The organism is Jannaschia faecimaris, from assembly GCF_900107415.1.
Classification (GTDB): Bacteria; Pseudomonadota; Alphaproteobacteria; order Rhodobacterales; family Rhodobacteraceae; genus Jannaschia; species Jannaschia faecimaris.
In genome coordinates this window covers 59,216-83,822 of record NZ_FNPX01000008.1, presented here as the reverse complement: position 1 = coordinate 83,822, position 24,607 = coordinate 59,216, and the positions used below count along the sequence as shown (strand labels likewise).

Below are 24,607 nucleotides of genomic sequence, written 5' to 3'. Positions count from 1 at the left end.
TTGCGCGTCGCCGCCGCGCTGACAAGAGTGGTCGGCAGGAGGATGCCATGGATCTTGGACTGACAGAACGGGGCCGCGCCTTGCGCGATGCGGTGGCAGGGATGGTGCGCGAGCATATTGCGCCACTGGACGCCGAATTTCACGCCGAAACCGGAGGTACCGGAAATCGTTGGGAGCACACACCCCGTCAGACAGAAATCCTGGACAGCCTGAAAAATTTGGCCCGCGACCGGGGACTGTGGAACCTTTGGAAGACGCATCTGCCCAGCGGGCCGGGGATAACGACCGTCGACTACGCGTGGATCGCCGAGGAGATGGGTCAGTCATGGCTGGCCCCCGAGGTTTTCAACTGCAACGCGCCCGACACCGGCAACATGGAAGTCTTCGCCCGCTATGGCACCGAGGACATGAAGGCGCGATGGCTGGAGCCGTTAATGGCCGGGGAAATCCGATCCGCCTATCTCATGACCGAACCGGACGTCGCTTCGTCGGATGCCACGAACATCAGCCTGCACTGCCGCCGGGACGGGAACCAATGGGTTCTGAACGGCGAAAAGTGGTGGTCGACCGGGGCGGGGGATCCAAGGTGCAAGGTCCATATAGTCATGTGCCGAACCGCCGACGATGGGCCACGCCACGCCCAACATTCCATGGTCGTGGTGCCGACCGACACACCGGGGGTTGAGACCCTGCGCGGAATGCAGGTCTTCGGCGACGACGAGGCCCCGCATGGACACATGCACATCCGATACACCGACGTCCGTGTACCACTGGACGCGATGCTGCTGGGCGAAGGACGCGGATTCGAGATCGCACAGGGCCGCCTTGGGCCGGGGCGTATCCACCACTGCATGCGTGCTGTGGGACTGGCCGAGAAATGCCTGACTCTGATGGTGGAACGCGGGGCCGCGCGGCAAGCCTTCGGAAGTGATATCAACAGTCTGGGCGGAAACCCCGACCGCATCGCGGAGGCCCGCATCGGCATCGAGGCAGCCCGGCTGATGTGTCTGAAGGCCGCTTGGGTCATGGATCAGGGTGACATGAAGGCAGCAGCTCCGTTGATCTCCCAAGTCAAGATCATGGCCCCGCGCGTGGCCTTGCAGATATGCGATGACGCGATCCAGTTGCACGGTGGTGCGGGCGTCAGCCAGGATACTGATCTGGCTCGCATTTATGCGCATCTTAGGACCTTGCGCCTGGTTGACGGGCCGGATGCCGTGCATCTGCGCACGGTATCGCGGGCGGAATTGCGGAACCGCGGCCTGCGCTGAGCTTGGGGTGAAGAACGGGTGATCCGCGTCGGACGTTCCGTCCCCCCGGAGTGTCTGTGCATTTACGCGCGTTTCCCTGCTGACCGGAACATGTCATGTTCAATCGCGATGCCGGCGGCACGGAGACGTACCTTCGCATGCTGATCCAAAAAATCAGCCGGAACGACATCCGGCCCCGGTCCGGACAACCACGCAGGGAGGACAAATTCGATGACGAAGCTTCAATCGCAGGGCGTTCATCACATTACGATCATGGGGGCCGACCGTCAGACCTCGATCGACTTCTGGGAGGGGGTCCTGGGCATGCCGTTCGTATTCGAGCAGCCGAACCTCGACAACCCGGACGAGGGGCACCTGTATTTCGATCCCGGCGACGGACGGCTGATCACGATCTTCACCAACGAGTCGCGCGCCGTGGATCCTGCGCGCACGCCGACCAACGCGGGCTGCGTGCATCACATCGCCTTCGCGGTCAGCCAATCGATGTATAGCCAATTGGCCGACCGCCTGGACGCCAAGGGGATCGAGCACTCCGGTGAAAAGGACAGGGGCTTCATGAACTCCATCTATTTCAAGGACCCGCTGGGCCTGCTGATCGAGCTTGCGTCCTACCGGTTCGAGCCGCCGCTGGGAGCGACCCATACCGATGTCCTGTTTGAGGCGCACCAGATCCGCACCAAGGCCGGGGATGCCAGCATCAGGGACAAACATCTGGCCGAGGCGATCGAGGTGCTGTCGCGGCGGCGGCATCGGACCCTGTCCGACAGTTGACCCGCGGCCATTCGAACGGGCGGCACGGCCCCGTGCATCGAACGGTAACGCGGCATCCATGCGCCCCGCGACCGGTGTCGCCTGTTCGCCCCCACGGGCTGTGTTTCAGACGGCCTGGCCAAACATGAAAGCCGGTCAACGCGAGAAGCGATAGACCGCGATACCATCGACAAGGGCATTTATCCCTTGGAACACCAACATGAAAGCGACCATGCACAGCACGAGGTTGGCCACCGTTTGAAGACGCCGTTTCCAGAGCCGATCAACGCTGCGAAACAGCGGCACCTCCGGGCGCAAAAGAAACAGCGACGCAAGGTAGCCGAACAGCATCGCACTGGTGGCCCAGTAGATTGCATTGAACCAGATCGATCCGGCCTGCATTGTCAGGAACCGAGCGAAACCCACCACTATGGCCCACCGCAGCACGTTAAACGCCTGACCTATCGCGACTTCAATCCGCTGGCCCAGCGCCAATCGGTAGGTCTGGTCTGACAGGCTATGGAAAAGGTTTCCCATTCATCCATCAGAGCATTTCAAGACATGCCCTGGACAGCCCGCAACGCCATGTCTCGCGCAGCCGTGTTGAAAAGTGACCGTACTTGTACCGTACCGATGGCGGCGATCGGTTTCGCAATTACCCGTAATGCGTAACCGGCGTTCCGGCCAGGGCGCTGATGTTCAGCAACCCGCGCGCCGTAATTGAGGGCGTGACAATATGGGCCTTGTTGCCCATGCCCATAAGGATCGGGCCGACCTCAAGTCCGCCACCGCGCATCTTGAGGATGTTGCGCGTCGCCCCGGCGGCATCGGTGGACGCGAAGACGAGGACGTTGGCCGCGCCGTCCAGCCGTCCGTCAGCCAAAAAGCGCGCGCGCAAATCTGGATCCAGCGCCGCGTCGACGTTCATTTCACCCTCGTACTGGAAATCCAGCATCATCGCATCGAGCGCCGTGATCGCCCCGCGCATGGTCTGACCAGAAGTGGAATCGAGGTTGCCGAACTGCGACGAGGAGCAAAGCGCAATCCGCGGCTCGACACCGAACCGCCGGACGTGGCGTGCGGCGGCGATGACGGTTTCGGCAATCTGCTCGGGCGTGGGCTGCGCGTGGACGTGAGTGTCCGCGATAAAGAGCGGGCCATCCTCCAGGATCATCAGAGACATGGCACCCACGGGGTGCAACTCTCCCTGCCCAAGCACGTCGGTGACATAGCGCAGATGCCACAGGAACTGACCGAAGGTGCCGCAGATCAGGGAATCGGCCTCTCCACGCTGCACCATGACCGCGCCGATCGCGGTCGTATTGGTACGCATGACTGCGCGGGCCAGGTCGGGTGCGACCCCCTTGCGCGCCATCAATTCGTGATAGGTTTCCCAATAGTCGCGATACCGCGGGTCGCTTTCAGGGTTCACGATCTCGAGGTCGCGACCGGTGCGCAGGGTCAGGCCCGCACGCTCAATCCGGGTCGAGATGACATCAGGGCGCCCGATAAGGATCGGAATGTCGGTGGTTTCCTCGGTCATCGCCTGCGCGGCGCGCAGCACGCGTTCATCCTCGCCCTCGGCGAATACGATGCGCCGCTGTGCCTGGGCCGCGGCGGCGAAGACCGGGCGCATGATCATCGACGACTTGAAGACAGAGGCGTCGAGATTGGCCTTGTACAGCTTCATGTCGTCGATCGGCCGCATAGCGACGCCGGATTCCATCGCGGCCTTGGCCACGGCGCTTGCAACGACGCCCATCAGTCGCGGGTCGAAGGGCTTGGGAATCAGGTAGTCAGGGCCGAAGGTCAACTGCTCTCCGGCATAGGCGGCCGCGGCCTCCGCGCTGGTGGTGGCGCGGGCCAGCGCGGCGATGCCTTCGACGCAGCCGACCTTCATGGCCTCGTTGATCTCCGTCGCGCCGACGTCGAGCGCACCACGGAAGATAAACGGAAAGCACAGCACGTTGTTGACCTGGTTCGGATGGTCGCTGCGCCCGGTCGCGATGATCGCGTCAGGGGCCGTTTTCTTGGCCATGTCGTAAGCGATTTCCGGGTTCGGGTTGGCCAGCGCGAAAATAATCGGCTTCGCGGCCATCCGTGCCACCATCTCGGGCTTGAGGACGCCCGGACCGGACAGGCCCAGGAACAGGTCCGCATCGTCGATCACATCGTTAAGCCCACGCGGCCCGCCCGGTTGCGCGAAGGCGGCCTTCTGCTCGGTCATGTCCTCGGTCCGGCCTTCGTGCACCAGGCCGGCAAGATCGCACAGGAAAACGTTCTCACGCTTTACGCCCAGCGTCAGCAGCATGTTCAGACAGGCAATCCCAGCCGCCCCGCCGCCCGTGGAGACGACCTTGATGTCTTCCCACTTGCGGTTCGTGAGCTTGATCGCGTTCAGGGCCGCGGCCCCGACGACGATGGCCGTGCCGTGCTGATCGTCATGGAAAACGGGGATGTTCATCCGCTCGCGGCAAAGTTTCTCAACGATGAAACAATCGGGGGCCTTGATGTCTTCCAGGTTGATGGCCCCGAACGTGGGTTCGAGCGCGCAGACGATGTCCGCCAGCTTTTCAGGGTCGGATTCATTGAGCTCGATATCGAAACAATCGATCTGGGCGAACTTCTTGAACAGGACAGCCTTGCCTTCCATCACCGGTTTTGAGGCCAGCGCGCCAATGTTGCCCAGCCCCAGAACCGCCGTGCCGTTCGTCACAACGGCGACCAGGTTGCCGCGCGCGGTATAATCGCGCGCCGTTTCAGGGTTTTCGTAGATCGCGGTAGAGGCATCGGCAACACCGGGCGAATATGCGCGGGCCAGATCCCGGCCGTTGGCCAAGGGCTTGGTCGCGCGGATCTCAAGCTTTCCGGGTTTCGGGTACTGGTGATAATGCAGCGCGGCGGCGCGTTGGGCGGCCTGCGGGTCGTCGGCGTTCTGGTCGGTCATTGCGGATCCTCTGGCGGGGGCTGCCAGTTTGTTTAGCCTTAAACTATCTTCGACGGCCAGAGAGATTTGCGCCCTCCCGAAGCCACCTGAAACTTGCCTTTATGGAAAGCGCCGTAAAGGCAACGGTTGATCGCGCAGACGGACGACCGCCAAAGGTTTCGCTCGGTCCGCTAAGGCGTGTCAGATCGCGCTGACGACGGCGCGCAATTCCGGGGGGATGCGGTCGTGCAGCGGCGTGACCAGACGGCGGCTTTCGGCGATGCAGAGCAGGATCTGGTTGCGCGTAAGTGCCGGTCCCTCGATCTGCCGAAAATCCTTGATCTGTGTGACGTAGATCCCGACCGAAGCGATCACCTCAGCGTCGGAAAGGCGTGTTGCTTCCGTAAGATACCAAGCTGTGACCTCCGCCTCGGTCAACGGCAGCATGGCCGCATGGTCGGCGGCCCAGCCGTCGGGACAAATCGAGGCGTCGAACCCGGACTGAACAACGGCGCGACGCAGCGCCCCCTCGGTTTCCAGTACCGGAGGCAGCGTCGCCTGCGCGACAGTCACACCCAATGCCAGCAACATACCGCCCAACCCGAACACCATGCACACCGTCTCAACCCGCGACACGGCTGCGAACTTGCGTGGCGGTGAGTCGTGGTCCATTTCTGAATTGCGAGCGCTGAAACGCAGGCGGGCGAGGATGGAAGCCGGTAGGTCGGCAAGCGTCATTAGGGCGAAACTCCAGCAAGAATAAGACCTAGTTAGAGCGGATTTGGGTCCACATTGTGGCAAGATGGCCCGACTTGGTCGCGCAAGTCGAGACAATTCCGCAGCAAGGGCGTGGATGTTGCGAAATGTGGTCCGTTTTACTCTGGTGCCCGTGCCAAACGCTGTGCCACATGCCACAATGTCTCTCTGGATTGTTGCCACACTTTTCGCCGCCTCGGTGCAGGCCCTGCGATTCCTTTTGCAGAAGCGTCTGGCGGTTTCAGGTCTGACGCCTGCTGCGTCAACGTTTGCCCGGTTCGTCTATGCCCCCGTGGTAATCGCCGCGGGGTTGGCAATCTGGACGTTGGGGACTGACACCGCCCTGCCCCACGTGGGTGTTGGCTTCTGGCCCTACGCTCTTGCCGGGGGAATCAGCCAGATCCTGGCGACGATGTGCGTCGTGGCCTTGTTCGCCTATCGCAATTTCGCTGTAGGTATCGCCTTTTCCAAGGTAACCGTCCTGATGACCGTGGCCACAGGTTTCATCGTGCTGGGTGAGACAGTCACGGTGCTGGACCTACTGGCGATGGCCATAGGGTTTCTGGGCGTCGTGGTCCTGTCGGTCCCGGTGGACGGCGGCTGGCAGGTGCTGAACCGCGGATCGCTGCTGGGTCTGGCGTCCGGGGCGTTCTTCTCGGTCTCGGCGGTGGGCTATCGCGGCGCATCGCTTGTGGTGGAAAGCGAGCAGCCGATCCTGCGCGCGGCGGTCACGCTGATGCTGGTGACGCTGGCGCAGGCGCTGATGTTGGGCGCGTGGTTGCTCTGGCGGGACCGCACGGGGCTTGTTGCCGTCTTTACCCGTTGGCGCGCAACGATGCTGGTCGGGCTGACGTCGATGGCGGGGTCGATCTGCTGGTTCACGGCCTACACGCTTCAGACGGCGGCCTATGTGAACGCGGTGGGACAGGTGGAACTCATCCTGTCGTTGATGATTTCCTGGCTGGTTCTGGGCGAACGATTCTCGCGCCGTGAACTCTGGGCGATGGCACTTGTCAGTTGCAGCGTCGTCGGGCTGATTCTGCTGCAAGCGTAACGCAAAGTACCTCTGGCGAAATGTGCATGCTCTTGATGCGAAACGGCCAGTCTCAAAGCCGGTGGAAAACCGAGGTCTCGCCGGAGTTGTCGAAGAACGGCGTGCCCGGTGCGTCGGTGCCCGCCGCGACAGCCGCCGTTTCGGCCAGCACGACTTCGGTGATGAAAGGCATGTCCAAAGCCCGCGCCTCGGCCAAGGGGACCCAATGCAAGTGCCCAAGCTCATCTTCGGCCCGCGAGAAATCATCCGGATCGGTCAGCAGGGCTGTGGCCGGGGCCAGGAAGAACCGCGCATCAAACCGCCGCGGACGTCCCGGGGGCGTGATCGCGCGAAAAATGAAGCGCAGTTGCGATGGATCCGGGCAAAGACCCTCGAAACCGGGCCAAGGGCAACCGGTACCCGACGCGGCGATGATCTGACCCGTTTCTTCGGCCAGTTCGCGCAGGGCAGCGGCTGCCAGAGTCTCGGGCTTTGTCGTGGAATTGGCGGCAAGGGCGGCGCGCGTTGTGTTGGACAGTGGGGCGGCCAGCGGCACATCGGCGTCGCCCGCATCGACCGCGCCACCCGGAAAGACGTACTTGTTGGGCATGAAGGCCGCCCCGGCCCCACGCTGCCCCATCAGAACGCTTGGCCCGCTGTTCGTGTCGCGCAACAGGATGATCGTCGCGGCATCCCGGATCGGACGGTCGGTCACTTGCTGATGTCCGACGGTGGCTCATCCTGACCAAAGCCGCCCATCCGGGCCGCCCATTGGATCGCCACCAGCATGCCCTTGAGCCGTGGCAGGAACCACAGGGAAAGGGCCGTCGCGGCCACCATGAAGATCGCCATGAAGGTGTACGGGTCGGGTTCATAAGCGACGAAGAACCAAAGCATCGCGGGTCCGATGATGTGCCCCACGATCAGCAGCGTCAGATACGGCGGTCCATCATCGGCGCGGTGATGGTGAAGCGCCTGATCGCAGACTGGGCAGGCATCGCGCACCTTCAGATACCCCTTGAGCATCGGACCGGACCCGCAGTTAGGGCAGCGACGCCTCCAGCCCCGCAGCATCGCGGGCACCATCGGGCGCTCTGCCCCCTCGGTCTGGGTTTCAGGAAAAGTCTCGGTCTGGGAGGCGACGTCTGTCATGGTGTGTCCTTTCGCTCTGCTCCTACGCCCTGCCGCACGCGGCGCAAAGACCGCGCGCTGTCGCTGCGTCGGGATGTCGCCCTTTTTTTTCCGATTGCCGCGACGGAACGGTCGGGGCGCTGCGTGTGAGAAGGGAACGCCGGGCAAGAACGCCCGCGTCGCAGAATCGGAGACCACCATGAAGAAGATCACTTTCCTGAGCCTCGCACTCCTCTCGGGTCTATCGCTGGGCACGATCGCGCAGGCCCACGGGTACGGCGGGCCACGCCCCGCCTTCGAGGAGGTCGATGCGGACGGAAACGGCGAAATCACCCAAGACGAGATGCGCGCCCTTGGCGAAACCCGGCGCGCCGCGCGGTTCGACGATGCCGATACCGACGGCGACGGTTTCCTTACAGCCGCGGAGTTGACCCAGGCCAGCCAGGCCAATTTCGAAGCACGCAGCGCCCGCATGATCGAGCGGATGGACGCGGATGGCGATGGCCAGATCAGCCGCGACGAAATGGACGCCCGCATGGAACGGCGAGGGGAACGTTTTCACCGGGGCGACGATGATGATGACCGGGGACATCATGGAGGTCGCATGGGCGATCACGACGAACGGGCCGAACGCGGTGGTCACCACGGCGGAGCCGGACGCGGAATCGGCGGATGGGCCTTCAACCGTGCGGACGCAGACGGCAATGGTTCCCTGGACGCGACCGAATGGGACAGCATGGGGCAGCGCCGCGGCCGCGATTGAGAAACCATGCCGGGCGGTTTGCGCCGCCCGGTCGCACCTGCGAAAGATGCGCATGACCGACGATTGCCAGACCGAGGCCGATCTGCTGGCCCGCGCGGGCCGGGGCGACAACGCGGCAGCGGCGGCGTTACTCGACCGGCTGGGTCCGCGTCTGATGGCCTTTGCGCGACGGATGACAGCGGGCGACCGCGCGTTGGCAGAAGACATCGTGCAGGAAGCGTTTCTTCGCCTCTGGAAGCGGGCGGGCGACTGGGACGCGCAGGGCTCTGCGCAAATGTCGAGCTGGCTGGGCCGGGTCGCGGCGAACCTTGCGATCGACGCCCGCAGGCGGGCGTCGCGCACACAGGGAATGCCCGACGGTTGGGACCCGGAGGATGGGTCACCGGGGGTGGAGACGCGGATGATGCGCGACGAAGACCTATCGGCGCTGGACCGGGCGCTGGCCAGCTTGCCAGATAGGCAGCGTGAAGCCGTGGTGCTGAGACATATCGAGGGCTACTCGAACCCTGATATCGCGGCCATGATGGACTGCGGCGTCGAAGCGGTGGAAAGCCTGACGGCGCGGGGCAAGCGACGCCTTGTGGACGTGATGCGCAAAACTGATGGAGGGCGCGATGAAAAACGATGATCTGGAAATGCTGCTTCAGACGGCACGCGAAGACACCGCGCCCCTTCGCGATGCGCTGCGGGCACGAATTCTGGACGACGCCGCGCGACAGGCAGCCCCGGCCCCGCGCCCTGGCCGCCTGCTTGGCTGGCTTGGCGGGTTCGTCGGCCTGCCAACCGCCGCGGTGCTGGGCCTTTGGCTCGGCATTACGCAGGCGGACCTGGTGCTGATCTATGTGCCGGGGGCCGCGACGACGGAGATTGATGCCCTGCTGCTGGATGACGTATTCGGAGCGACCTGGATCGAAGGAGAAACTGGATGACCCAAGACCGGACCTCCCGGCCCTGGATCAAGTGGGCGCTGATTGCGTCGCTGGCGCTGAACGTGGCAATCGTCGCAGCGGTGATCGGAGCCATCGCCATTGTCGGGCCCGACCGGCACCGGGCGAGTCCGGGTCGTCATGGTGGTGGCCCGCCCGAGATCGCCGCGCTCGCCCAGGGGTTGGACCGCGCCGATCGCCGGGCCCTTTTCCGTACCCTGCGCGAGAGTGGCCGACTGGCCGGGGGACGGGAGCGCATGGGGGCCGCACGCGTTGCGATTGCCGAAACCCTGATGGCCGATCCCTTCGACCCCGCGGCCTTCGAGGGCGCAATGCGCGCCCAGCGCGACCTTCAGGCGGATCTGGCGGGGCGTGGCATCGCGGTGATGTCTGAGATCATCGCCGGGCTGACACCAGCGGAGCGTGCGGTGCTTGCCGAACGGGTGATGGAGACGCGGCGCGAACGCCGCTGAGGTCAGGCTCCGACCAAGCGCACGCAGTTGCGACCGCCGTCCTTGGCGGAGTAGAGCGCGCGGTCGATACGCGACAGCGCCTCGCACCCGGCAGTGTCCCTTTCGTCCAACATGCCAGCACCCAGCGACAGCGTGACCGTCAGCATGCCACCGCACTGTAACGGCACGCCCATCTCCTCGATGGCGGCGCGCAGGCGCTCGGCCACGACCTGAACGTTGCGTAGGTCGGTATCGGGCAGGATCGCCATGAACTCCTCCCCGCCGATACGCGCGACCAGGTCCTCGGCTCGTAGACTGGCCTGAAGGGTCTGGGCCACGCGGGCCAGGACGGCGTCGCCAACAGGATGGCCGTAGGTGTCGTTGACCTTCTTGAAATGATCAACGTCCATCAGGATCAGCCCCGCCTTGATCCCCTGCGCGCGACAGCGGGTGGCGACCAACTCCAATTGGTGCAGACCGTAATGCCGATTGTGAAGACCCGTCAGCGAATCGTACATGGCCATTTTCAGGCCTGATTCCAGCGTGCTGCGCATCCGGTCGGCGCGGCGCTTCCGCGCCAGTTGGGTGCGGATCCGCATCGATATCTCATCCACCGCGAATGGGTGGTAGCTGACGTCCGCCGCCCCGAGGTCCAAGGCGGTCGCGGCCCGTTCGCTATCGCCCTTGGGCAGCAAGACAATGAACGCCGCGTGGCGCGTTGCCGAGCGCGACCGCAACTCCGACATCAGGCGCAAACCCTCGTTGTGGGCCGAAAGGTCGGCGTCGATCAGGAACAGATCGGGCGCGCTTCCATCGGTGACGGCCAGCGCGGCGTCGCGGTTCATGATCGACACGGCTTCCCGAAAAAGGGGGCGCAAACGATCCCGCTGCACTGGTAGCCAGGTCGCTGTCGACCCACCGATAAGGGCGATCCGCCCATGGGCTAGTTCGATTGGTTTGGCAGCAAAACCTGCGCGCGCCTCGGCCAGGCCGGGCATGGAGGCACAGGCCAACTCGATCACATCGCCACCGCGGGCTTGGAAATCCCGCTCCTCCCCGCGCGACCGCAGGAGAGATCGGACACGCGCCAGCAGGGCCAGTTCATCAACAGGTTTTGACAGGAAATCGTCAGCCCCCGCCGACAGACCGTCCATGCGGGCCTCCGTGTCTTCGGAGGCGGTCACGAGGATGACGGGGATGGTGGCTGTGGCCGGATTGCCGCGCAGACGCCGACAGGTTTCGGCCCCGCTGAGCCCCGGCATCATCATATCCATGATGATGATGTCGATACCGCCCGATGCGGCGATTTCCAGCGCTTCGGCCCCGCTTGCTGCGGGTACGACGTCGTAGCAAGCGGCCGCAAGTTTGACCTTCATCACGATACGGTTCGTGGCTACGTCATCGACAATAAGGATCCGGCCGGTCATCTCAATATTCTCGCAAGGATTCAGAGCTTGGTCAAAGGTGTTTAAAGAGCATTAAAGTTAACAAAAGATTTCCAATCGGACTCGCCAGGAAAGAAAGTCGACATGAGGCAAGACAACGCAGAGGTGATCGCGCTCGGCGCGCTGGAGTGGCTGATCGAGGCGGAGTTGCTCGATACGTTCCAAAGCGCGACGGGCGTGGATCGCGACACGATTCGAGGGGCCGCCGGCGATCCGGATTTCCTGGCCGGCGTTCTGGATTTCGTGATGATGGACGACGACTGGGTACGAGGCGTCTGCGACACACAATCAATGCCATACGAGCAGTTGATGCTGGCCCGGGCGGCGCTGCCCGGCGGGCAAATGCCACATTGGACCTGAGGCGGAGACAGGACTCCCGCACCCGATCACTCCTCTATCCACCAGATATCCGGCTGAAACCCGATCCAGTCGCCATAGATCGGCAGGCGATCAACGGGATACTTCAGGTCGGCGTCATGGGCGATCCAACTTATCGGGTTGTGCCAGATCGGAACGACGTAGCGGCCGGCGGTCAGCACCCGGTCCAGCGCGCGCACGGTAGCGACATATTCCTCTTGCGACCCGGCGCTCAGCATTGCGTCGATCATGGCGGCGATGGCCGGATCGTCAGCCCCCATCAGGTTGCGGCTGCCGGGGGTGTCGACTCCGTCAGGCCCCCAGTAGGCCAGTTGCTCGTTGCCAGGGCTGAGCGACAGGCCCCAAGAGTACCAGATCATGTCAAAGTCGTAGGCATTGCGCCGGTCGGTGAACTGCGCCCCGTCAATGGAGGCGACACGCACGTCGATGCCCAGCCGCTTGAGCGCCTCGACGTAGATATCGACGATGGACGCCACCTCGGAAGACCCTTGCGGCACCATAATTTCGAAGGATACGGGCCCATCGGTACCTGTCAGCACGCCATTTTCGACGGAATACCCGGCTTCTTCCAGCAAGCGGCTGGCGATCCGCAAGCCGCGACGGTTGCCGGCCCTGCCATCGGTGGACGGCAGCGTGTAACCTTGGATCGTGTCGGGTAACAGGTCATCGGAGATGGGGGCCAGCAAGTCCGCCACGTGCCCGCTGGCAGCCCCCGGCTCCATCCCGAGCGGGGAGTTGGAGAAGTAGCTGGTGATGCGCGGCTGCACACCCGCGTTTATGACGCCGTTCACATAATCAAAGTTGAACGCCTGGATCATCGCTTCGCGCACGCGCCAGTCGTCGAACAGCGGCCGGCGGGTGTTCATGACCAAGCCAGTCATGCCCGAGGGGCGCTGGTGCGGCACCTCCGATAGTACGACCTCGCCGGACTGGACGGCGGGGAAGTCATAATCCCGTGCCCAGCGCGCGGCGTTGGTTTCGCGCATCGTCGACAACTCGCCCGCCTTGAAGGCCTCGAAATGCGCGGTGGCATCCCCGAAAAACTCCATCCGCAGCGTCTGGATGTTGTTGGTGCCCTGCCTGAACGGCAGATTCGCCCCCCAGTAGTCAGGGTCGCGACTCAGCTCGACGGAACGACCGGGATCGACCTCGGTGATGACATATGGGGCCGTCGTGATCGGAATATTGCCCACGCCTGAGCGAAAAAATGCCGAGGGATCGTCCGCGTATTGAGCCGATTTCATGATAGGACGCAGCCCAATTGACATCAGCAATTCGCGGTCCGGATCGGCAATCCGGAATCTGACCTGACGGCCGCCGACAGCCTCCACCGAGACGACCTTGGCGAAGGCGCTGCGATAGCGACCATTCGCCCCCTCCTGCCCCAGGATATTCCACGACCAGATGACGTCCTCGACGGTGACCGTCGTGCCGTCCGAGAAGGCCGCATCGGGGTGCAGGCTGAAGGTGATTTCGGTCTGCGCATCATTCACCTCGACCCGCTCAGCCAAAAGACCGTAAAGCGTGAAAGGTTCGTCCCAAGCCCTGCCCATAAGGCTTTCGTAGGCAAGGAAGCGCAATTGCCAAGGCGTGTTGCCTTGCTGGATGTGGGGGTTGAGGCTGTCGAAACTGCCGACCTGTCCATCCGCAAACGTGCCGCCCTTGGGCGCTGCCGGATTGACCTGCGGCAAATGCTTGTAATCGGCAGGCAGCGCAGGGTCGCCGTACAGGGCGATTCCATGCCCATCCGCCAAGGCTGTCACGGGAGCGACAACGACAGCCACAACCGCGAGTCGTGCGAAAACGTCGATGCTGATTCGCTGGAAACACTGCCCGATCATTGTCTTCCCCCCGGTAACGCCCTGTTCAATTTGGTGTTTAATCGAAACATCTAACGAGCGCTGCTTAAACTTTCCCTTGGACTCGGTGACGTGAACGTCTATAAAGGCATCACTGCTCGATAGGTTTCTTGCCTGTATGAAACCTGCCTCAATGACTTAGCGCCGGCCTTGTGCCGGCGTTTTTTTTTGTGGTTTGCAGACTCGCTCGCAGGCTGCCATGCGTCGGGAAATCTCAACAGGACGGGGAGGCGGGATCACCCGGTTGTGCACTGTCCCCGCCTTTCGCAGACGCAGCATTTATGGTCCAGTCCCCATAAACAGGACTTCAAGGAAAACGCCATGTCGCTTCAGGGAAAAACCGCCGTCATCACGGGATCAAACTCGGGCATCGGTCTCGGTATCGCGCGCAGCTTTGCCGGGGCCGGCCTGAACGTCGTGCTGAACTCTTTCACCGACAACAAGGCAGACCACGCCCTTGCGGAGGAACTGGCCGCCGCGCACGGGGTCGACGTGCGCTACATTCAGGCGGACATGTCCAAGGGGGACGACGCCCGCGCCCTGATCGAGAAGGCCGGGGCCTGCGACATCCTGGTCAACAACGCGGGCATCCAGCATGTCGCCGGAATCGACGAGTTTCCGGCCGACAAGTGGGACGCGATCATCGCGATCAACATGTCCTCGGCGTTTCATACGACGGCTGCCGCGCTGCCGATGATGCGCAAGGCGGGCTGGGGCCGGGTGATCAACATCGCGTCCGCGCACGGGCTGCGGGCCTCGCCGTACAAATCGGCCTATGTCGCCGCCAAGCACGGGATCGTCGGCATGACCAAGGTCGTGGCGCTTGAAACCGCGCAGGAACCGATAACCGCCAACGCCATCTGTCCCGGCTACGTGCTGACCCCGCTGATCGAATCGCAGATCCCCGACACGATGAAGAAGTACGACATGGACCGGGAGACGGCGATCAAGGAAGTCCTGCTGGATCGTCAACCTTCCAAGGAATTCGCCACCATCGATCAACTGGGCGGCACCGCGCTGTTCCTGTGTTCGGACCACGCCTCTCAAATTACCGGCACGACGATCAGCGTCGATGGCGGATGGACAGCAATGTGAAACAGACACCACTTTCAATCGAAAACCGGGTTCTGGACGGTTCCACCTTTACGCGCGTCAGCCTGAAGGAGGCGCAGATCGAGGACAGCCACCTGATGGGCGCGCGCCTGAACGACGTGAACGCCGAAGGAATGACCTTCTCGAACGTCAATCTGGCCGCGACGCGGTTTCACGACGTGAACCTGTCGGGGGCCACTCTCGATCACGCCAATCTCTCGGGCTTCGCGATCTGCGATGCCAATCTGGAAGGGATGACTATCGACGGCGTTCTGGTATCGGACCTACTGAAGAAGTGGACCGATGGCTGACCGCCCGGCCGCGGCTCGCAAACCATCGCTGGCCCAGCGCATTGCGATTGTGCTGATCGAGCGGGCCGAGGAACGACTGGGTGTTTCGCTGCTCTATGTCCGGCGGATTGCCGATGCCGATCTGGGGCTTCTGCGCCGCTACAAACGGATTTTTGGCTTTCTCGATCCGGTCACTCATCTGCCCGCCGATGCTCATGCCGCCGCCCGACTGCGCGGGGCGTTGGCCGCCGATTGCGGCAGTTGCGTAGAAGCGGAAATCTCCTTGGCCCGCCGCGCTGGCCTGAAGCCCGCGACCATCGATGCGATCCTGGCTGCCGATCAGTCCCTGCCCGCGCCCATGCCCGCGATCATCCGTCTTTCAGACGCCGTCACCCGCGACCGGACCGACGACCCCGAGGCGCGTGAGGAAGTCATGCACTTCTATGGCCAGCGCGGGCTGATCGAATTGTCATTCGCGATGAACGGCGCGGCGCTGCTACCCGGTATCAAGCGCGCGATGGGCCACGCCACGACCTGCGACCTGCAAACGCTGCGAAAAATTTCGGGAGAGCGTGGGTGACGCCAAAGCGGATCAACCTGGCGCTTCAGGGTGGCGGCGCGCACGGGGCGTTCACCTGGGGTGTCCTGGATCGCATTCTCACGGACGAGCGGCTGGAAATCGCGGCCATCTCGGGCACCTCGGCCGGGGCGCTGAATGGGGCGGCTGTGAAACGCGGACTGGCCCACGGCAGCCGTGAACTGGCGCGCGAGACGCTGGAAAACCTGTGGACGGACATCGGCGCGGAAACGGATGAGCGGCTGGCACCCTGGCTGGACGCGTTCTCGCCCATGGCGATCAGCCAGGCGATCGAGATGTCGCCCCTCTACCAAATGTCGGACGGCCTGGGCCGCACGGTGTCGCCGTATCTGACCGGCAGTCTTTCGGAACAGGCGCTGCGCAAGATCGTGGACGGAATGGATTTCGAGACCATCTGCTCCGACAAGGGGCCGCAATTCTGCATCTGCGCGACCAACGTGCGCACCGGCAAGATCAAGATCTTCACCGGAGAGACGATCGGCGTCGACTCCATCTTGGCCTCCGCCTGCCTGCCCACGCTCTTCCCCGCCGTCGAAATCGAGGGCGAGTTTTTCTGGGACGGTGGCTATACTGGGAACCCCGCGCTGTTTCCGCTGTTCGAGCCGCATTTGCCGCGCGACATTCTGGTCGTGAACATCAATCCTCTGGAACGGCCCGAACTGCCGGTCACGGCGCGCGACATCCAGAACCGCATCAACGAGATCAGCTTCAACAGTTCGCTCTTGCGCGAATTGCGCGCGATCGAATTCGTTCAGCGGCTGACCCGTTCGGGCAAGATTCCTTCGGATGCCATGAAGGATGTGCTGGTCCACATGGTCGCCGACGATCCGCTGATGCGGCAGCTTTCGGTCGCTACCAAGACGGTCGCCAATCCGATCGTGATGGCGCAACTGCGCACCGCCGGGCACCGCGCGGCGGATGCTTTTCTTGATCGGGACTTCGACCGGATCGGGAACGAGTCCTCCGTCGATTTGGAAGCGATGTTCGCCTAATCCTTTTGCGTAAGTGACAGAACCGGACCCACCGGTTTAAGCTGGTGGCACCGGAACCCTGCCCCGCCGGTCGGCGTTTCCTTCGAAAGGAAAGGAAACAACATGAGCCGCAAAGAATTCACCGAGAACTGGATCCCGTTCCGCGACCCGCTCCTGTCGAACTACCCCGAGTTGACGGACGCTGATCTTGAGGCCGCCGACGGCTCCACCGCCGAACTGGCCAAGCGAATTGCCAAAAATCAAGGCATTGACGTGGACGAGGCCCAAATGACGTTGCACGAATTTCTCGCCGGTCCCCTACCGGCTGACGCCTATTCCGCACCGGTGCACGACAACGCGTCGCTGGCAGACAGCGGCGATTACATCCCAGAAGGAGAAGACGCCATGTCAGACGATAAACGGTTCGGCGACGACCGGACGGCCGAGACGCCGATGGGGCGGTCCACATGAAGGGCGCGCTGTTCGCAAGTGCCGCCGCCCTTGCCCTTATGATCGGATCGACCGCTCAGGCGCATTTGGACATCTCTGGCAACTACGATGCCTCCTACGCGTGGTTCGATGCGCCCAACACCACCGACCCCGGCGACGCGCGGGTACGGATCGTGTTCAGCGGGCGCGACGGGGCTGCCGCCCTGACGCCGAACCAGTATTGGCTTTATGCCGAATCCTATCGTCGCAACCTGGCGCGGCTGTCGATGCACCGCCCCGTAAGGCAGGCCGAGGCCCACGCCCGGCAACACGCTTTCCGCGATGTTGTGGCCAGTTTTCCGAATTTGGTGGTTGAGAGTATCGACCTGAAGCGCACCTATGGCGACGCGCTGATCACGCCAGACTGGTAACCCAGAGGATCGTCGCGTCCTCGGGCGAGGTTGAGACGACGTTGTGACCCATGGAGGCGTCGTAATAGGCGCTGTCCCCGCGCTTCATGTCGACCGGTTCGTAGAATTCAAGGAACAAGCGGATGGTGCCCGTCAGGACGAGGAGGAATTCCTCCCCGTCGTGGCGCACCCAACCGTCGAATTCATCGAAGGATCGGGCCCGGACGCGGGCGCGATACGGCAGCATCGATTTTTTGGTTAGCGATGATGCCAGCAATTCATGCTCGTACGTCGTGGTCACATGGGTCTGCCCCTCGCCCGCGACCGTGATATCGCGACGGCCCATAACCTGCGCCTTGGAAGGTGGGGTGAAAAGCTGGGGAACGGAGATCTCCAAACCGATAGCCAGCTTCTTGAGCGCTTCGAAGGTGGGCGACATCTGACCGTTCTCGATCTTGGACAGGGTCGATCTGGCCAGCCCGGCCTGCTGGGCCGCCTGTTCCAAGGTCCAGCCGCGCGCCTTGCGCAAGTCACGCACACGCACGCCAAGGTCGATCGGTTCAGGTTGAACCTGGGCACCGTTTTCACGGGCCAGGCGTATAAGGGTGGGTTCATCGCTTTGGGCCATGTGCGCTTCTAGGAGACGCGCAACTCCGCCTCAAGCTGGATATTCTTTCGCGTACCGGGGCAAAGCGCCGCTGCGCGTTCGGTGCCGGTAATGGTGCGCGACTAATCCTCCACCCCCTCCAACAGCATGATCTGCGCCTCGCCCGCGCCGACGCGATGTTTGCGCGCCGCCTGATATTCGGGCGAATCGTAACATGCCTGCGCGGCCTCCAGACTCTCGAACTCGATGATCACGTTGCGCGGGCAGCTTTCGCCTTCCAGCCCGACCACCGTGCCGCCACGGGCCAGAACCTTCGCATTCCACTTGGAAAATACCTCCGTCGCGCCCTTGGCATAGAGTGCGTAGGGGTCGGGATCGGTAACGGTGACATGGGCCACCCAGTACGCATTGGGCATTTTCTTCTCCTGCCAATTTTTTACCAGTTGATAAAATTTCACTTCATGGCACTCTGTCCACAACAAAGTTCAACCGGAGAGACCCATGACGGAAGCACTGCGCCTCGACGGCATTCGTGCCGGACGGCTGGGGGCCGAGGATCTGGCCCGCAATTTCGACGATCTGCACGCGCCGCTGACCGGACACGAGGCGATGATCGCCGCCGACCGGTGCTACTTCTGCCATGACGCGCCCTGCGTGACGGCCTGTCCCACCGACATCGACATCCCGCTGTTCATCCGCCAGATCGCCACGGGGATGGAGGACGCCGCCGCCAAGACCATCTTCGACCAGAATATCCTGGGCGGTATGTGCGCCCGCGTCTGTCCGACCGAGACGCTGTGCGAACAGGTCTGCGTGCGTGAGGTGTCCGAGGGCAAACCGGTCGAGATCGGCCGTCTGCAACGGTTCGCTACCGACGCCATGATGGCCGAGGGAGAGCATCCGTTCACCCGCGCCCCTGATACCGGAAAATCGGTTGCTGTCGTGGGCGCTGGCCCCGCCGGTCTCTCTGCGGCGCACCGGTTGGCAATGCATGGACATGCCGTCACCCTGTTCGACGCGCGGCCCAAGGCGGGCGGGCTTAATGAGTATGGCATCGCGGCCTACAAGACCGTGGGCGATTATGCGCAGGCCGAGGTGGACTGGCTGCTCAAGATCGGCGGCATCACCGTCGAGACGGGTAAGGCCTTGGGCCAGGGCCTGAACCTTGACACGCTGCGCGCCGAGCACGACGCAGTTTTCCTTGCGATCGGTCTGGGCGGCGTCGGGGCCTTGGGCCTGGAGGGCGAAGACCTGACCGGCACCCAGAACGCGGTCGATTTCATCGCCGCCCTGCGCCAATCGCCCGACCTGACCACCCTGCCCGTGGGACGCCACGTCGTCGTGATCGGCGGCGGCATGACCGCCGTGGACGCCGCCGTGCAGTCCAAGCTGCTGGGGGCCGAGACCGTCACCATCGCCTATCGCCGGGGACAGGATCGGATGCCCGCCAGCCGCTATGAGCAGGACCTGGCCGCAACCCACGGCGTGCGCCTGATGTTCGGTGTGGTGCCTGTGGCCCTGCGCGGCGACGCGCAGCTGCAAGAGGTGGAGCTGGCATATGTCGATGCCGACATGAAACCGACCGGAGAGAGCCTGACTCTTAAGGCGGACCAGTTGTTCCGCGCCATCGGGCAGAAAATGGAAGCCGTGGAAGGGCTTTCGCTGGAGCGCGGCAAAATCGCGGTGGACGGATCCGGCCGGACATCGCTGAGCGGCGTCTGGGCCGGGGGTGATTGTGCCAGCGGCGGGGAAGATCTGACGGTGACCGCCGTGGCCGAGGGGCGAGATGCCGCAATGGACATTCACGCGACGCTGACCCAAGTTGCCCAATGAAAAAAACTAAATCCCCCCCCGCCCCCAAACCCGCCGCCCTGACCGAGAAGGAGTTGGCAGCCCGCAATGACGCCGCTCTGGCCCGCGTGGATGGGATGGAAGACCTTGAAAAGCTTCGTAATCTGATGGCCAACGCCGACCGGATGGGCGTCATGCCCGTGCGCGATGCGGCCTTCCGACGCCTTGCCCTGATCCAGACCGAAGGAGAGCCGGGCACGATCGAATACGACGCGCTTCAGACGATATTCGCCTATGAGCAACTGGTGCGTGAGGAACTGGGCAAGGCCAAACGCCTGACCCGAACGCGCATGAAGCTGACGAAATCGGGCGCGGTCAACGCGCTCAGCGACTTTCCGACGGCGACGGCCGAGTATTCAGCCTTCGACACTCTGATTGCACGCGGATTGCAGGACCTGACCGGCGAGGCCGTTATCCTGCGCCATGCCGACGACTTCGACTCCGCCACACGGGACAAAGCCGAGGCGCGGCTGGAGGCCGCCAAGGCCGTCCCGGAAGATGCCGTGACGGACGCCTGACCGAATGGGCCAGCTCTTGCATATTACCGAAGTCGGAGCGGCCCGCCCCACCCGCAGCGCGACGAAACGCGGCATTTGTGATAAAATCCCTCACTCGAAAACGTGGGGACCGAAAATATGAGTGAAACTGACCGGAGCATCTCCGAACACTACGGCAAAGCCGGGCTTTACGACCGGATTCTGGCCGCCTTGGCCGCAGAGGGCATACCCCAGGCGCAAATCACCGCCGATCACCTGAAGCCCATCGACGAGTTTCACATCGGCGGACTCAGCGCGACCGAGGCGCTGCTGGAGCCGCTGGACCTCGGGCCTCGGACGCGCCTTCTCGACGTCGGCTCGGGCATCGGCGGCGCGGCGCGGCACATCGCGGAACGTTACGGGGCGCAAGTCACGGGGCTCGACCTGACACCGGAGTTCGTCGAGACGGCACAACGACTGACGGCGCTGACCGGGCCGGACATCACCTTTGTCCAGGGCAGCGCGCTCGACATGCCGTTCGAAACCGACAGCTTTGATGTGGTCACCCTTCTGCACGTGGGCATGAACCTGCCGGATAAACCCCGCTTCTTTTCCGAGGCCGCGCGGATACTGCACGCCGGCGGGATACTCGCCATATACGACGTGATGCGCTTCGGCGAGCATCCCGACTTCCCGCTGCCCTGGGCGGCGACACCCGATCACTCGTTCCTCGACACGCCCGAGGCCTATCTCGACGCCGCCCGGGCCGCCGGGTTCCGGCTGGAGACGCGTACCGACCGCGGCGAGGTGGCCAAGGCCTTTTTTGCCCGAATGCAGGCGCAGATCGCCGAACATGGGCCGCCCCGCCTCGGCCTGCCGATGCTGATGGGCGACACGGCGGGCGACAAGGCCGCGAACATGGCTCGCTCAGTCGAGGCCGGAGACATCCAACCCGTTGAAATCACGTTCAGAAAGGGCTGAGGCCCCCTACGGAGAGACACATGGCAGACCTGACCACCGACTTCCTCGGCATCAAATCCCCCAATCCGTTCTGGCTGGCCTCCGCGCCGCCGACGGACAAGGAATACAATGTCCGCCGCGCCTTCGAGGCCGGATGGGGCGGTGTTGTCTGGAAGACGTTGGGCTCCGAGGGACCTCCCGTTGTGAACGTCAACGGCCCGCGCTACGGCGTGATCCACGGGGCCGACCGGCGCGTGCTGGGCCTGAACAACATCGAACTGATCACCGACCGTGACCTGCAAACCAACCTCGACGAGATCACACGGGTCAAGAAGGATTACCCCGACCGCGCGCTGATCGTGTCGATCATGGTCCCCTGCGAGGAGGAGGCCTGGAAGGCCATCCTGCCCAAGGTCGAGGCGACCGGTGCCGACGGGATCGAGCTGAACTTCGGCTGCCCGCACGGCATGTCCGAGCGGGGCATGGGGGCCGCCGTGGGCCAGGTGCCGGAATACATCGAAATGGTCACCCGTTGGTGCAAGCAATACTATTCCAAGCCCGTCATCGTAAAACTGACGCCCAACATCACCGACGTTCGCAAACCGGCCGAGGCGGCGCGGCGCGGCGGTGCGGATGCGGTCAGCCTGATCAACACGATCAACTCCATCGTCTCGGTCGACCTGGACACGATGTCGCCTCACCCCAGCATCGACGGCAAGGGCACGCACGGCGGCTATTGCGGCCCGGCGGTGAAACCCATTGCCCTGTCGATGGTGTCGGAAATCGCGCGTGCGCCCGCCACGGCCGGGATGCCGATTTCGGGCATCGGTGGCGTAACAACATGGCGCGACGCAGCCGAGTACATCACACTGGGCTGCGGCAACGTGCAGGTCTGCACGGCGGCCATGACCTATGGCTTCAAGGTCGTGCAGGAGATGATCGCGGGCCTGTCTCGCTGGATGGACGAAAAGGGCCACACCTCAATCGACGATTTCATGGGGGCCGCCGTTCCGAACACGACCGACTGGCAATACCTGAACCTCAACTACGTGGCCAAGGCCAAGATCGACCAGGACGCCTGCATCAGCTGCGGCCGCTGCTATGCCGCCTGCGAAGACACGTCGCACCAGGCCATCGCCATGTCCCCAGACCGCACGTTCAGCGTGATCGACGCGGAATGCGTGGCCTGCAACCTGTGCGTGGAGGTCTGCCCGGTGGAGAATTGCATTTCGATGGTGCCATTGGCGGCCGGCACGACCGACCCGCGCACCGGCAAGGTGGTACAAAAAACCCCCGCCGACTGGACGACACACCCGAACAATCCGGGGGCGGTGGCGGCAGAGTAGATTAGGGAAAGTGGACTGAGCATAAGGCCCAAGATGTCCGCGCCGAGCCCTGAGCAGCTGCTGCCGATCATTCCCATTTGTCGAGGTATCGAGACTGCGTCGCTCTTTTCTGCTATAATGTTTCGGTGCCTTGTTGATGGGGGGCTCCGATGGCAGGAAATGAAAAGCTACCGCAACTGAATGGACGCAACATGGTTTGTGGGGGCGGTTTCGAGACTTGGCTCCAATATGTAGACGGGTTCGAGTTGCGACACTTCTGCGCATTTGAACTGATTGACGACAAGCGCGGCGTCGCCTGCCTTACCGACTATCACCGCAAACTCGTGGAGGCGGCGGTCGAGAATGATTTTGGCGTCATCAATGAGGGCCTTCACTACCGTGCCAGCCGGGACTGGGGAGAGTTGATTGGATTTTCCCGAGAAGGTCTCGAAGAGATCAACATTCGTGGAATCGAGTTCTACAAAGCCTTCGCCCGAGAATATGATAGCCCAGAAACGCCGATGCTCGTCGGCGGCGTCATCGGACCACGGGGTGATGCCTACAAGATTGGTCGCACACCAGATGCGGCTGAAGCTGAGGACTACCATTCCGAGCAGATCCTGACATTTAAGAAAGCGGGCGCTGATCTTGTGACTGCTTTGACGTTCTCAAGCGTTGAAGAGGCGACCGGCCTTGTCCGTGCGGCGAAAGCTGCCGATATGCCGGTTGTAATCTCGTTCTTCGTCGCAAAGGGCGGAAAACTGAATGGAGGAGAGACGTTGGAGGAAGCGATCGCACGTATTGATGTCGCGACCGACAATGCTCCAGAATACTACATGATAAACTGCACACATCCTACGGAGTTCGAGCCGGGATTAACAGATGGCGATTGGTCTAGGCGGTTAGGTGGATTCATGCCGAACGCAGTCGCGATGGAAACGCTTGACCTTTGCAAGCTTGGTCATCTTGAAGATGGTGATCCCGATGAACTTGGCGGACAGATGGCACGCCTTGCAAAACGGTTTCCTCACATAAATGTCTGGGGGGGGTGCTGCGGCACTGATGGGCGCCATATCGGCCAGATAGCAAAACAGGTCGGCGAAGTCCGAAAGAGGCTCGCCGCTGAAAGAATGCGCTTTACGAACTGACGCATGGTCCGCACAGCAGACCGCCGCGCTCCAGCGTTCAAACCCTCAGCACCCGGCGAAAGTGCCCCTCGACCTCGCGCTCTGCCTCGGCCCACGGGTCGCGCCCCTCGCCCAGAACTGCCCGCACCTGGACGTCGAAATCAGCGTAGTGCTGCGTCAAAGCCCATATAGAGAAGATCAAGTGGTGCGGATCGGCGCGGGCGATGTGGCCCGCATCCATCCAATCCGCGAGAATAACCGCGTGCTCATCCACGAGCCGGCGCAAGTCGCCCGACAGGTGCCCCTCCATATGCGGCGCACCGCGAAGGATTTCGCCCGCGAAAAGCCGGCTTTCACGCGGATAATCCCGCGCGAGGTGTAGCTTGCGACGGACATAGGCCAGCAGTTCGGCAAGTGGATCGCCCGACGGATCCAGCGCGCGCAGCGGGTCCAGCCAGGTGTCCAGCAACCCGGCAAGCAACTCCACGTAAACTGCTTCCTTGGACGGGAAATAATAGAGCAGGTTCGGCTTAGACAGACCGGCATCCTGCGCGATGCCGTCCAACGTGGCCCCGCGAAACCCCTCGACCGAGAAAACCTCCAACCCCGCCTCCAGGATTTGCGCCCGGCGGTTCTTCTGGATGCGGGTCGAATCGTCGGTCATGCGCGTTCCTCGGGCGGCAGGGCGAAACCCCGCCTGATTTTTCGGCAACCGCCGTTGCGTGACCCCCGGAGTCGCGTCACTGTTGACTGGGATCGTTCCTCTGGTAGCGTCCATTTT

29 protein-coding genes are annotated in these 24,607 nt (G+C 63.0%); 19 read left to right on the top strand and 10 right to left on the bottom strand.

Annotated elements, in window-relative coordinates; translation table 11 throughout:
- The first annotated feature begins 47 nt into the window (after nt 1–47).
- Both BLV27_RS10660 and BLV27_RS10655 read left to right on the top strand, forming a co-directional pair.
- On the top strand, nt 48–1,271 hold the full coding sequence (locus tag BLV27_RS10660; protein WP_092645744.1) for an acyl-CoA dehydrogenase family protein: 1,224 nt from the start codon (nt 48–50) through the stop codon (nt 1,269–1,271).
- Between the two features lie 210 nt (nt 1,272–1,481).
- Nucleotides 1,482–2,042: a VOC family protein gene (locus BLV27_RS10655; protein ID WP_092645742.1), complete on the top strand. Its 561-nt coding sequence runs from the start codon at nt 1,482–1,484 to the stop codon at nt 2,040–2,042.
- A gap of 135 nt (nt 2,043–2,177) precedes the next feature.
- On the opposite strand, the gene BLV27_RS10650 is transcribed toward BLV27_RS10655, so the two are convergent.
- The 3 genes from BLV27_RS10650 to BLV27_RS10640 all read right to left on the bottom strand — a co-directional run bounded on the left by BLV27_RS10650 (nt 2,178) and on the right by BLV27_RS10640 (nt 5,619).
- On the bottom strand, nt 2,178–2,558 hold the full coding sequence (locus BLV27_RS10650; protein WP_092645740.1) for a hypothetical protein: 381 nt from the start codon (nt 2,556–2,558) through the stop codon (nt 2,178–2,180).
- A gap of 118 nt (nt 2,559–2,676) precedes the next feature.
- On the bottom strand, nt 2,677–4,968 hold the full coding sequence (locus tag BLV27_RS10645; protein ID WP_092645738.1) for an NADP-dependent malic enzyme: 2,292 nt from the start codon (nt 4,966–4,968) through the stop codon (nt 2,677–2,679).
- 180 nt (nt 4,969–5,148) lie between these two features.
- Nucleotides 5,149–5,619 carry a hypothetical protein gene (locus tag BLV27_RS10640; RefSeq protein WP_139176600.1) on the bottom strand — a complete coding sequence of 157 codons (471 nt, stop codon included), beginning with the start codon at nt 5,617–5,619 and terminating at the stop codon, nt 5,149–5,151.
- A gap of 244 nt (nt 5,620–5,863) precedes the next feature.
- Here BLV27_RS10640 and BLV27_RS10635 point away from each other — a divergent pair, with 244 nt between their 5' ends.
- Nucleotides 5,864–6,757, top strand: coding sequence for a DMT family transporter (locus tag BLV27_RS10635; protein ID WP_092645827.1), 894 nt, complete (start codon nt 5,864–5,866; stop codon nt 6,755–6,757).
- A gap of 52 nt (nt 6,758–6,809) precedes the next feature.
- Here BLV27_RS10635 and BLV27_RS10630 read toward each other — a convergent pair whose 3' ends face one another.
- Complete coding sequence (locus BLV27_RS10630; protein ID WP_092645734.1) at nt 6,810–7,451, bottom strand: NUDIX domain-containing protein; 642 nt, start codon at nt 7,449–7,451, stop codon at nt 6,810–6,812.
- On the bottom strand, nt 7,448–7,888 hold the full coding sequence (locus BLV27_RS10625) for a DUF983 domain-containing protein (RefSeq protein ID WP_092645732.1): 441 nt from the start codon (nt 7,886–7,888) through the stop codon (nt 7,448–7,450). The genes BLV27_RS10630 and BLV27_RS10625 overlap by 4 nt, the downstream gene beginning before the upstream one ends.
- 178 nt (nt 7,889–8,066) lie before the next feature.
- Here BLV27_RS10625 and BLV27_RS10620 point away from each other — a divergent pair, with 178 nt between their 5' ends.
- From BLV27_RS10620 to BLV27_RS10605, 4 genes are read left to right on the top strand one after another with little or no spacing between them, the layout of a single operon-like run.
- Nucleotides 8,067–8,630, top strand: coding sequence for an EF-hand domain-containing protein (locus tag BLV27_RS10620; RefSeq protein WP_170831424.1), 564 nt, complete (start codon nt 8,067–8,069; stop codon nt 8,628–8,630).
- A 52-nt stretch (nt 8,631–8,682) separates the two neighbouring features.
- Nucleotides 8,683–9,258, top strand: a complete 576-nt coding sequence (locus BLV27_RS10615; RefSeq protein ID WP_244504621.1) for a sigma-70 family RNA polymerase sigma factor — start codon at nt 8,683–8,685, stop codon at nt 9,256–9,258.
- Nucleotides 9,245–9,559, top strand: a complete 315-nt coding sequence (locus BLV27_RS10610; protein WP_139176599.1) for a hypothetical protein — start codon at nt 9,245–9,247, stop codon at nt 9,557–9,559. The genes BLV27_RS10615 and BLV27_RS10610 overlap by 14 nt, the downstream gene beginning before the upstream one ends.
- The gene (locus BLV27_RS10605; protein ID WP_092645724.1) at nt 9,556–10,029 is read left to right on the top strand and encodes a periplasmic heavy metal sensor; all 474 of its coding nucleotides are present in this window, start codon (nt 9,556–9,558) and stop codon (nt 10,027–10,029) included. The genes BLV27_RS10610 and BLV27_RS10605 overlap by 4 nt, the downstream gene beginning before the upstream one ends.
- A 2-nt stretch (nt 10,030–10,031) precedes the next feature.
- On the opposite strand, the gene BLV27_RS10600 is transcribed toward BLV27_RS10605, so the two are convergent.
- Nucleotides 10,032–11,435 carry a diguanylate cyclase gene (locus tag BLV27_RS10600; protein ID WP_092645722.1) on the bottom strand — a complete coding sequence of 468 codons (1,404 nt, stop codon included), beginning with the start codon at nt 11,433–11,435 and terminating at the stop codon, nt 10,032–10,034.
- A 102-nt stretch (nt 11,436–11,537) separates the two neighbouring features.
- On the opposite strand from BLV27_RS10600, the gene BLV27_RS10595 reads away from it, so the two are divergent.
- Entirely contained in the window at nt 11,538–11,813 is a 276-nt protein-coding gene (locus tag BLV27_RS10595) for a DUF3572 domain-containing protein (protein WP_092645720.1), read from the top strand.
- A gap of 26 nt (nt 11,814–11,839) precedes the next feature.
- On the opposite strand, the gene BLV27_RS10590 is transcribed toward BLV27_RS10595, so the two are convergent.
- Nucleotides 11,840–13,672 (bottom strand): extracellular solute-binding protein, encoded by a 1,833-nt coding sequence (locus tag BLV27_RS10590; RefSeq protein ID WP_092645718.1) that lies wholly within the window; start codon nt 13,670–13,672, stop codon nt 11,840–11,842.
- 339 nt (nt 13,673–14,011) lie between these two features.
- On the opposite strand from BLV27_RS10590, the gene BLV27_RS10585 reads away from it, so the two are divergent.
- The 6 genes from BLV27_RS10585 to BLV27_RS10560 all read left to right on the top strand — a co-directional run bounded on the left by BLV27_RS10585 (nt 14,012) and on the right by BLV27_RS10560 (nt 17,501).
- Complete coding sequence (locus BLV27_RS10585; RefSeq protein WP_092645715.1) at nt 14,012–14,785, top strand: 3-hydroxybutyrate dehydrogenase; 774 nt, start codon at nt 14,012–14,014, stop codon at nt 14,783–14,785.
- Nucleotides 14,782–15,093 carry a pentapeptide repeat-containing protein gene (locus BLV27_RS10580; protein ID WP_211605502.1) on the top strand — a complete coding sequence of 104 codons (312 nt, stop codon included), beginning with the start codon at nt 14,782–14,784 and terminating at the stop codon, nt 15,091–15,093. The genes BLV27_RS10585 and BLV27_RS10580 overlap by 4 nt, the downstream gene beginning before the upstream one ends.
- On the top strand, nt 15,086–15,652 hold the full coding sequence (locus BLV27_RS10575; protein ID WP_244504620.1) for a carboxymuconolactone decarboxylase family protein: 567 nt from the start codon (nt 15,086–15,088) through the stop codon (nt 15,650–15,652). The genes BLV27_RS10580 and BLV27_RS10575 overlap by 8 nt, the downstream gene beginning before the upstream one ends.
- Nucleotides 15,649–16,662, top strand: coding sequence for a patatin-like phospholipase family protein (locus BLV27_RS10570; protein ID WP_092645713.1), 1,014 nt, complete (start codon nt 15,649–15,651; stop codon nt 16,660–16,662). Before BLV27_RS10575 ends, BLV27_RS10570 begins: the two co-directional genes overlap by 4 nt.
- A gap of 102 nt (nt 16,663–16,764) precedes the next feature.
- Nucleotides 16,765–17,112, top strand: coding sequence for a hypothetical protein (locus BLV27_RS10565; protein ID WP_092645711.1), 348 nt, complete (start codon nt 16,765–16,767; stop codon nt 17,110–17,112).
- Complete coding sequence (locus tag BLV27_RS10560; protein ID WP_092645709.1) at nt 17,109–17,501, top strand: hypothetical protein; 393 nt, start codon at nt 17,109–17,111, stop codon at nt 17,499–17,501. The genes BLV27_RS10565 and BLV27_RS10560 overlap by 4 nt, the downstream gene beginning before the upstream one ends.
- Here the strand turns inward: BLV27_RS10560 and BLV27_RS10555 are convergent.
- Nucleotides 17,485–18,108, bottom strand: a complete 624-nt coding sequence (locus BLV27_RS10555; RefSeq protein WP_092645707.1) for a helix-turn-helix domain-containing protein — start codon at nt 18,106–18,108, stop codon at nt 17,485–17,487. The two genes, BLV27_RS10560 and BLV27_RS10555, sit on opposite strands and share 17 nt — an antisense overlap.
- Nucleotides 18,109–18,209: 101 nt before the next feature.
- Complete coding sequence (locus BLV27_RS10550) at nt 18,210–18,503, bottom strand: DUF1330 domain-containing protein (RefSeq protein WP_092645705.1); 294 nt, start codon at nt 18,501–18,503, stop codon at nt 18,210–18,212.
- An 85-nt stretch (nt 18,504–18,588) separates the two neighbouring features.
- Between BLV27_RS10550 and BLV27_RS10545 the strand changes: the two genes are divergently transcribed.
- From BLV27_RS10545 to BLV27_RS10525, 5 genes are all read left to right on the top strand, one after another.
- A complete protein-coding gene (locus tag BLV27_RS10545; protein ID WP_092645703.1) occupies nt 18,589–19,920 on the top strand; it encodes an NAD(P)-dependent oxidoreductase in 1,332 nt (443 codons plus the stop codon).
- Nucleotides 19,917–20,456, top strand: a complete 540-nt coding sequence (locus tag BLV27_RS10540) for a hypothetical protein (protein WP_092645701.1) — start codon at nt 19,917–19,919, stop codon at nt 20,454–20,456. Before BLV27_RS10545 ends, BLV27_RS10540 begins: the two co-directional genes overlap by 4 nt.
- A gap of 117 nt (nt 20,457–20,573) precedes the next feature.
- Nucleotides 20,574–21,395: a class I SAM-dependent methyltransferase gene (locus BLV27_RS10535; protein WP_092645699.1), complete on the top strand. Its 822-nt coding sequence runs from the start codon at nt 20,574–20,576 to the stop codon at nt 21,393–21,395.
- Between the two features lie 20 nt (nt 21,396–21,415).
- On the top strand, nt 21,416–22,720 hold the full coding sequence (gene preA, locus BLV27_RS10530) for an NAD-dependent dihydropyrimidine dehydrogenase subunit PreA (protein WP_092645697.1): 1,305 nt from the start codon (nt 21,416–21,418) through the stop codon (nt 22,718–22,720).
- Between the two features lie 149 nt (nt 22,721–22,869).
- Nucleotides 22,870–23,847, top strand: a complete 978-nt coding sequence (locus BLV27_RS10525; protein WP_092645695.1) for a homocysteine S-methyltransferase family protein — start codon at nt 22,870–22,872, stop codon at nt 23,845–23,847.
- A 37-nt stretch (nt 23,848–23,884) separates the two neighbouring features.
- On the opposite strand, the gene BLV27_RS10520 is transcribed toward BLV27_RS10525, so the two are convergent.
- On the bottom strand, nt 23,885–24,490 hold the full coding sequence (locus BLV27_RS10520; protein ID WP_092645693.1) for a TetR family transcriptional regulator C-terminal domain-containing protein: 606 nt from the start codon (nt 24,488–24,490) through the stop codon (nt 23,885–23,887).
- Nucleotides 24,491–24,607: the final 117 nt, after the last annotated feature.

Coding starts and splice junctions, on each gene's coding strand:
- BLV27_RS10620 (WP_170831424.1), top strand. CDS start 8,067: ATGAAGAAGATCACTTTCCTGAGCCTCGCACTCCTCTCGGGTCTATCG.
- BLV27_RS10545 (WP_092645703.1), top strand. CDS start 18,589: ATGACGGAAGCACTGCGCCTCGACGGCATTCGTGCCGGACGGCTGGGG.
- BLV27_RS10575 (WP_244504620.1), top strand. CDS start 15,086: ATGGCTGACCGCCCGGCCGCGGCTCGCAAACCATCGCTGGCCCAGCGC.
- BLV27_RS10660 (WP_092645744.1), top strand. CDS start 48: ATGGATCTTGGACTGACAGAACGGGGCCGCGCCTTGCGCGATGCGGTG.
- BLV27_RS10590 (WP_092645718.1), bottom strand. CDS start 13,672: ATGATCGGGCAGTGTTTCCAGCGAATCAGCATCGACGTTTTCGCACGA.
- BLV27_RS10610 (WP_139176599.1), top strand. CDS start 9,245: ATGAAAAACGATGATCTGGAAATGCTGCTTCAGACGGCACGCGAAGAC.
- BLV27_RS10550 (WP_092645705.1), bottom strand. CDS start 18,503: ATGCCCAATGCGTACTGGGTGGCCCATGTCACCGTTACCGATCCCGAC.
- BLV27_RS10565 (WP_092645711.1), top strand. CDS start 16,765: ATGAGCCGCAAAGAATTCACCGAGAACTGGATCCCGTTCCGCGACCCG.
- BLV27_RS10585 (WP_092645715.1), top strand. CDS start 14,012: ATGTCGCTTCAGGGAAAAACCGCCGTCATCACGGGATCAAACTCGGGC.
- BLV27_RS10525 (WP_092645695.1), top strand. CDS start 22,870: ATGGCAGGAAATGAAAAGCTACCGCAACTGAATGGACGCAACATGGTT.
- BLV27_RS10555 (WP_092645707.1), bottom strand. CDS start 18,108: ATGGCCCAAAGCGATGAACCCACCCTTATACGCCTGGCCCGTGAAAAC.
- BLV27_RS10655 (WP_092645742.1), top strand. CDS start 1,482: ATGACGAAGCTTCAATCGCAGGGCGTTCATCACATTACGATCATGGGG.
- BLV27_RS10615 (WP_244504621.1), top strand. CDS start 8,683: ATGACCGACGATTGCCAGACCGAGGCCGATCTGCTGGCCCGCGCGGGC.
- preA (WP_092645697.1), top strand. CDS start 21,416: ATGGCAGACCTGACCACCGACTTCCTCGGCATCAAATCCCCCAATCCG.
- BLV27_RS10595 (WP_092645720.1), top strand. CDS start 11,538: ATGAGGCAAGACAACGCAGAGGTGATCGCGCTCGGCGCGCTGGAGTGG.
- BLV27_RS10625 (WP_092645732.1), bottom strand. CDS start 7,888: ATGACAGACGTCGCCTCCCAGACCGAGACTTTTCCTGAAACCCAGACC.
- BLV27_RS10535 (WP_092645699.1), top strand. CDS start 20,574: ATGAGTGAAACTGACCGGAGCATCTCCGAACACTACGGCAAAGCCGGG.
- BLV27_RS10645 (WP_092645738.1), bottom strand. CDS start 4,968: ATGACCGACCAGAACGCCGACGACCCGCAGGCCGCCCAACGCGCCGCC.
- BLV27_RS10640 (WP_139176600.1), bottom strand. CDS start 5,619: ATGGACCACGACTCACCGCCACGCAAGTTCGCAGCCGTGTCGCGGGTT.
- BLV27_RS10605 (WP_092645724.1), top strand. CDS start 9,556: ATGACCCAAGACCGGACCTCCCGGCCCTGGATCAAGTGGGCGCTGATT.
- BLV27_RS10520 (WP_092645693.1), bottom strand. CDS start 24,490: ATGACCGACGATTCGACCCGCATCCAGAAGAACCGCCGGGCGCAAATC.
- BLV27_RS10650 (WP_092645740.1), bottom strand. CDS start 2,558: ATGGGAAACCTTTTCCATAGCCTGTCAGACCAGACCTACCGATTGGCG.
- BLV27_RS10560 (WP_092645709.1), top strand. CDS start 17,109: ATGAAGGGCGCGCTGTTCGCAAGTGCCGCCGCCCTTGCCCTTATGATC.
- BLV27_RS10540 (WP_092645701.1), top strand. CDS start 19,917: ATGAAAAAAACTAAATCCCCCCCCGCCCCCAAACCCGCCGCCCTGACC.
- BLV27_RS10600 (WP_092645722.1), bottom strand. CDS start 11,435: ATGACCGGCCGGATCCTTATTGTCGATGACGTAGCCACGAACCGTATC.
- BLV27_RS10635 (WP_092645827.1), top strand. CDS start 5,864: ATGTCTCTCTGGATTGTTGCCACACTTTTCGCCGCCTCGGTGCAGGCC.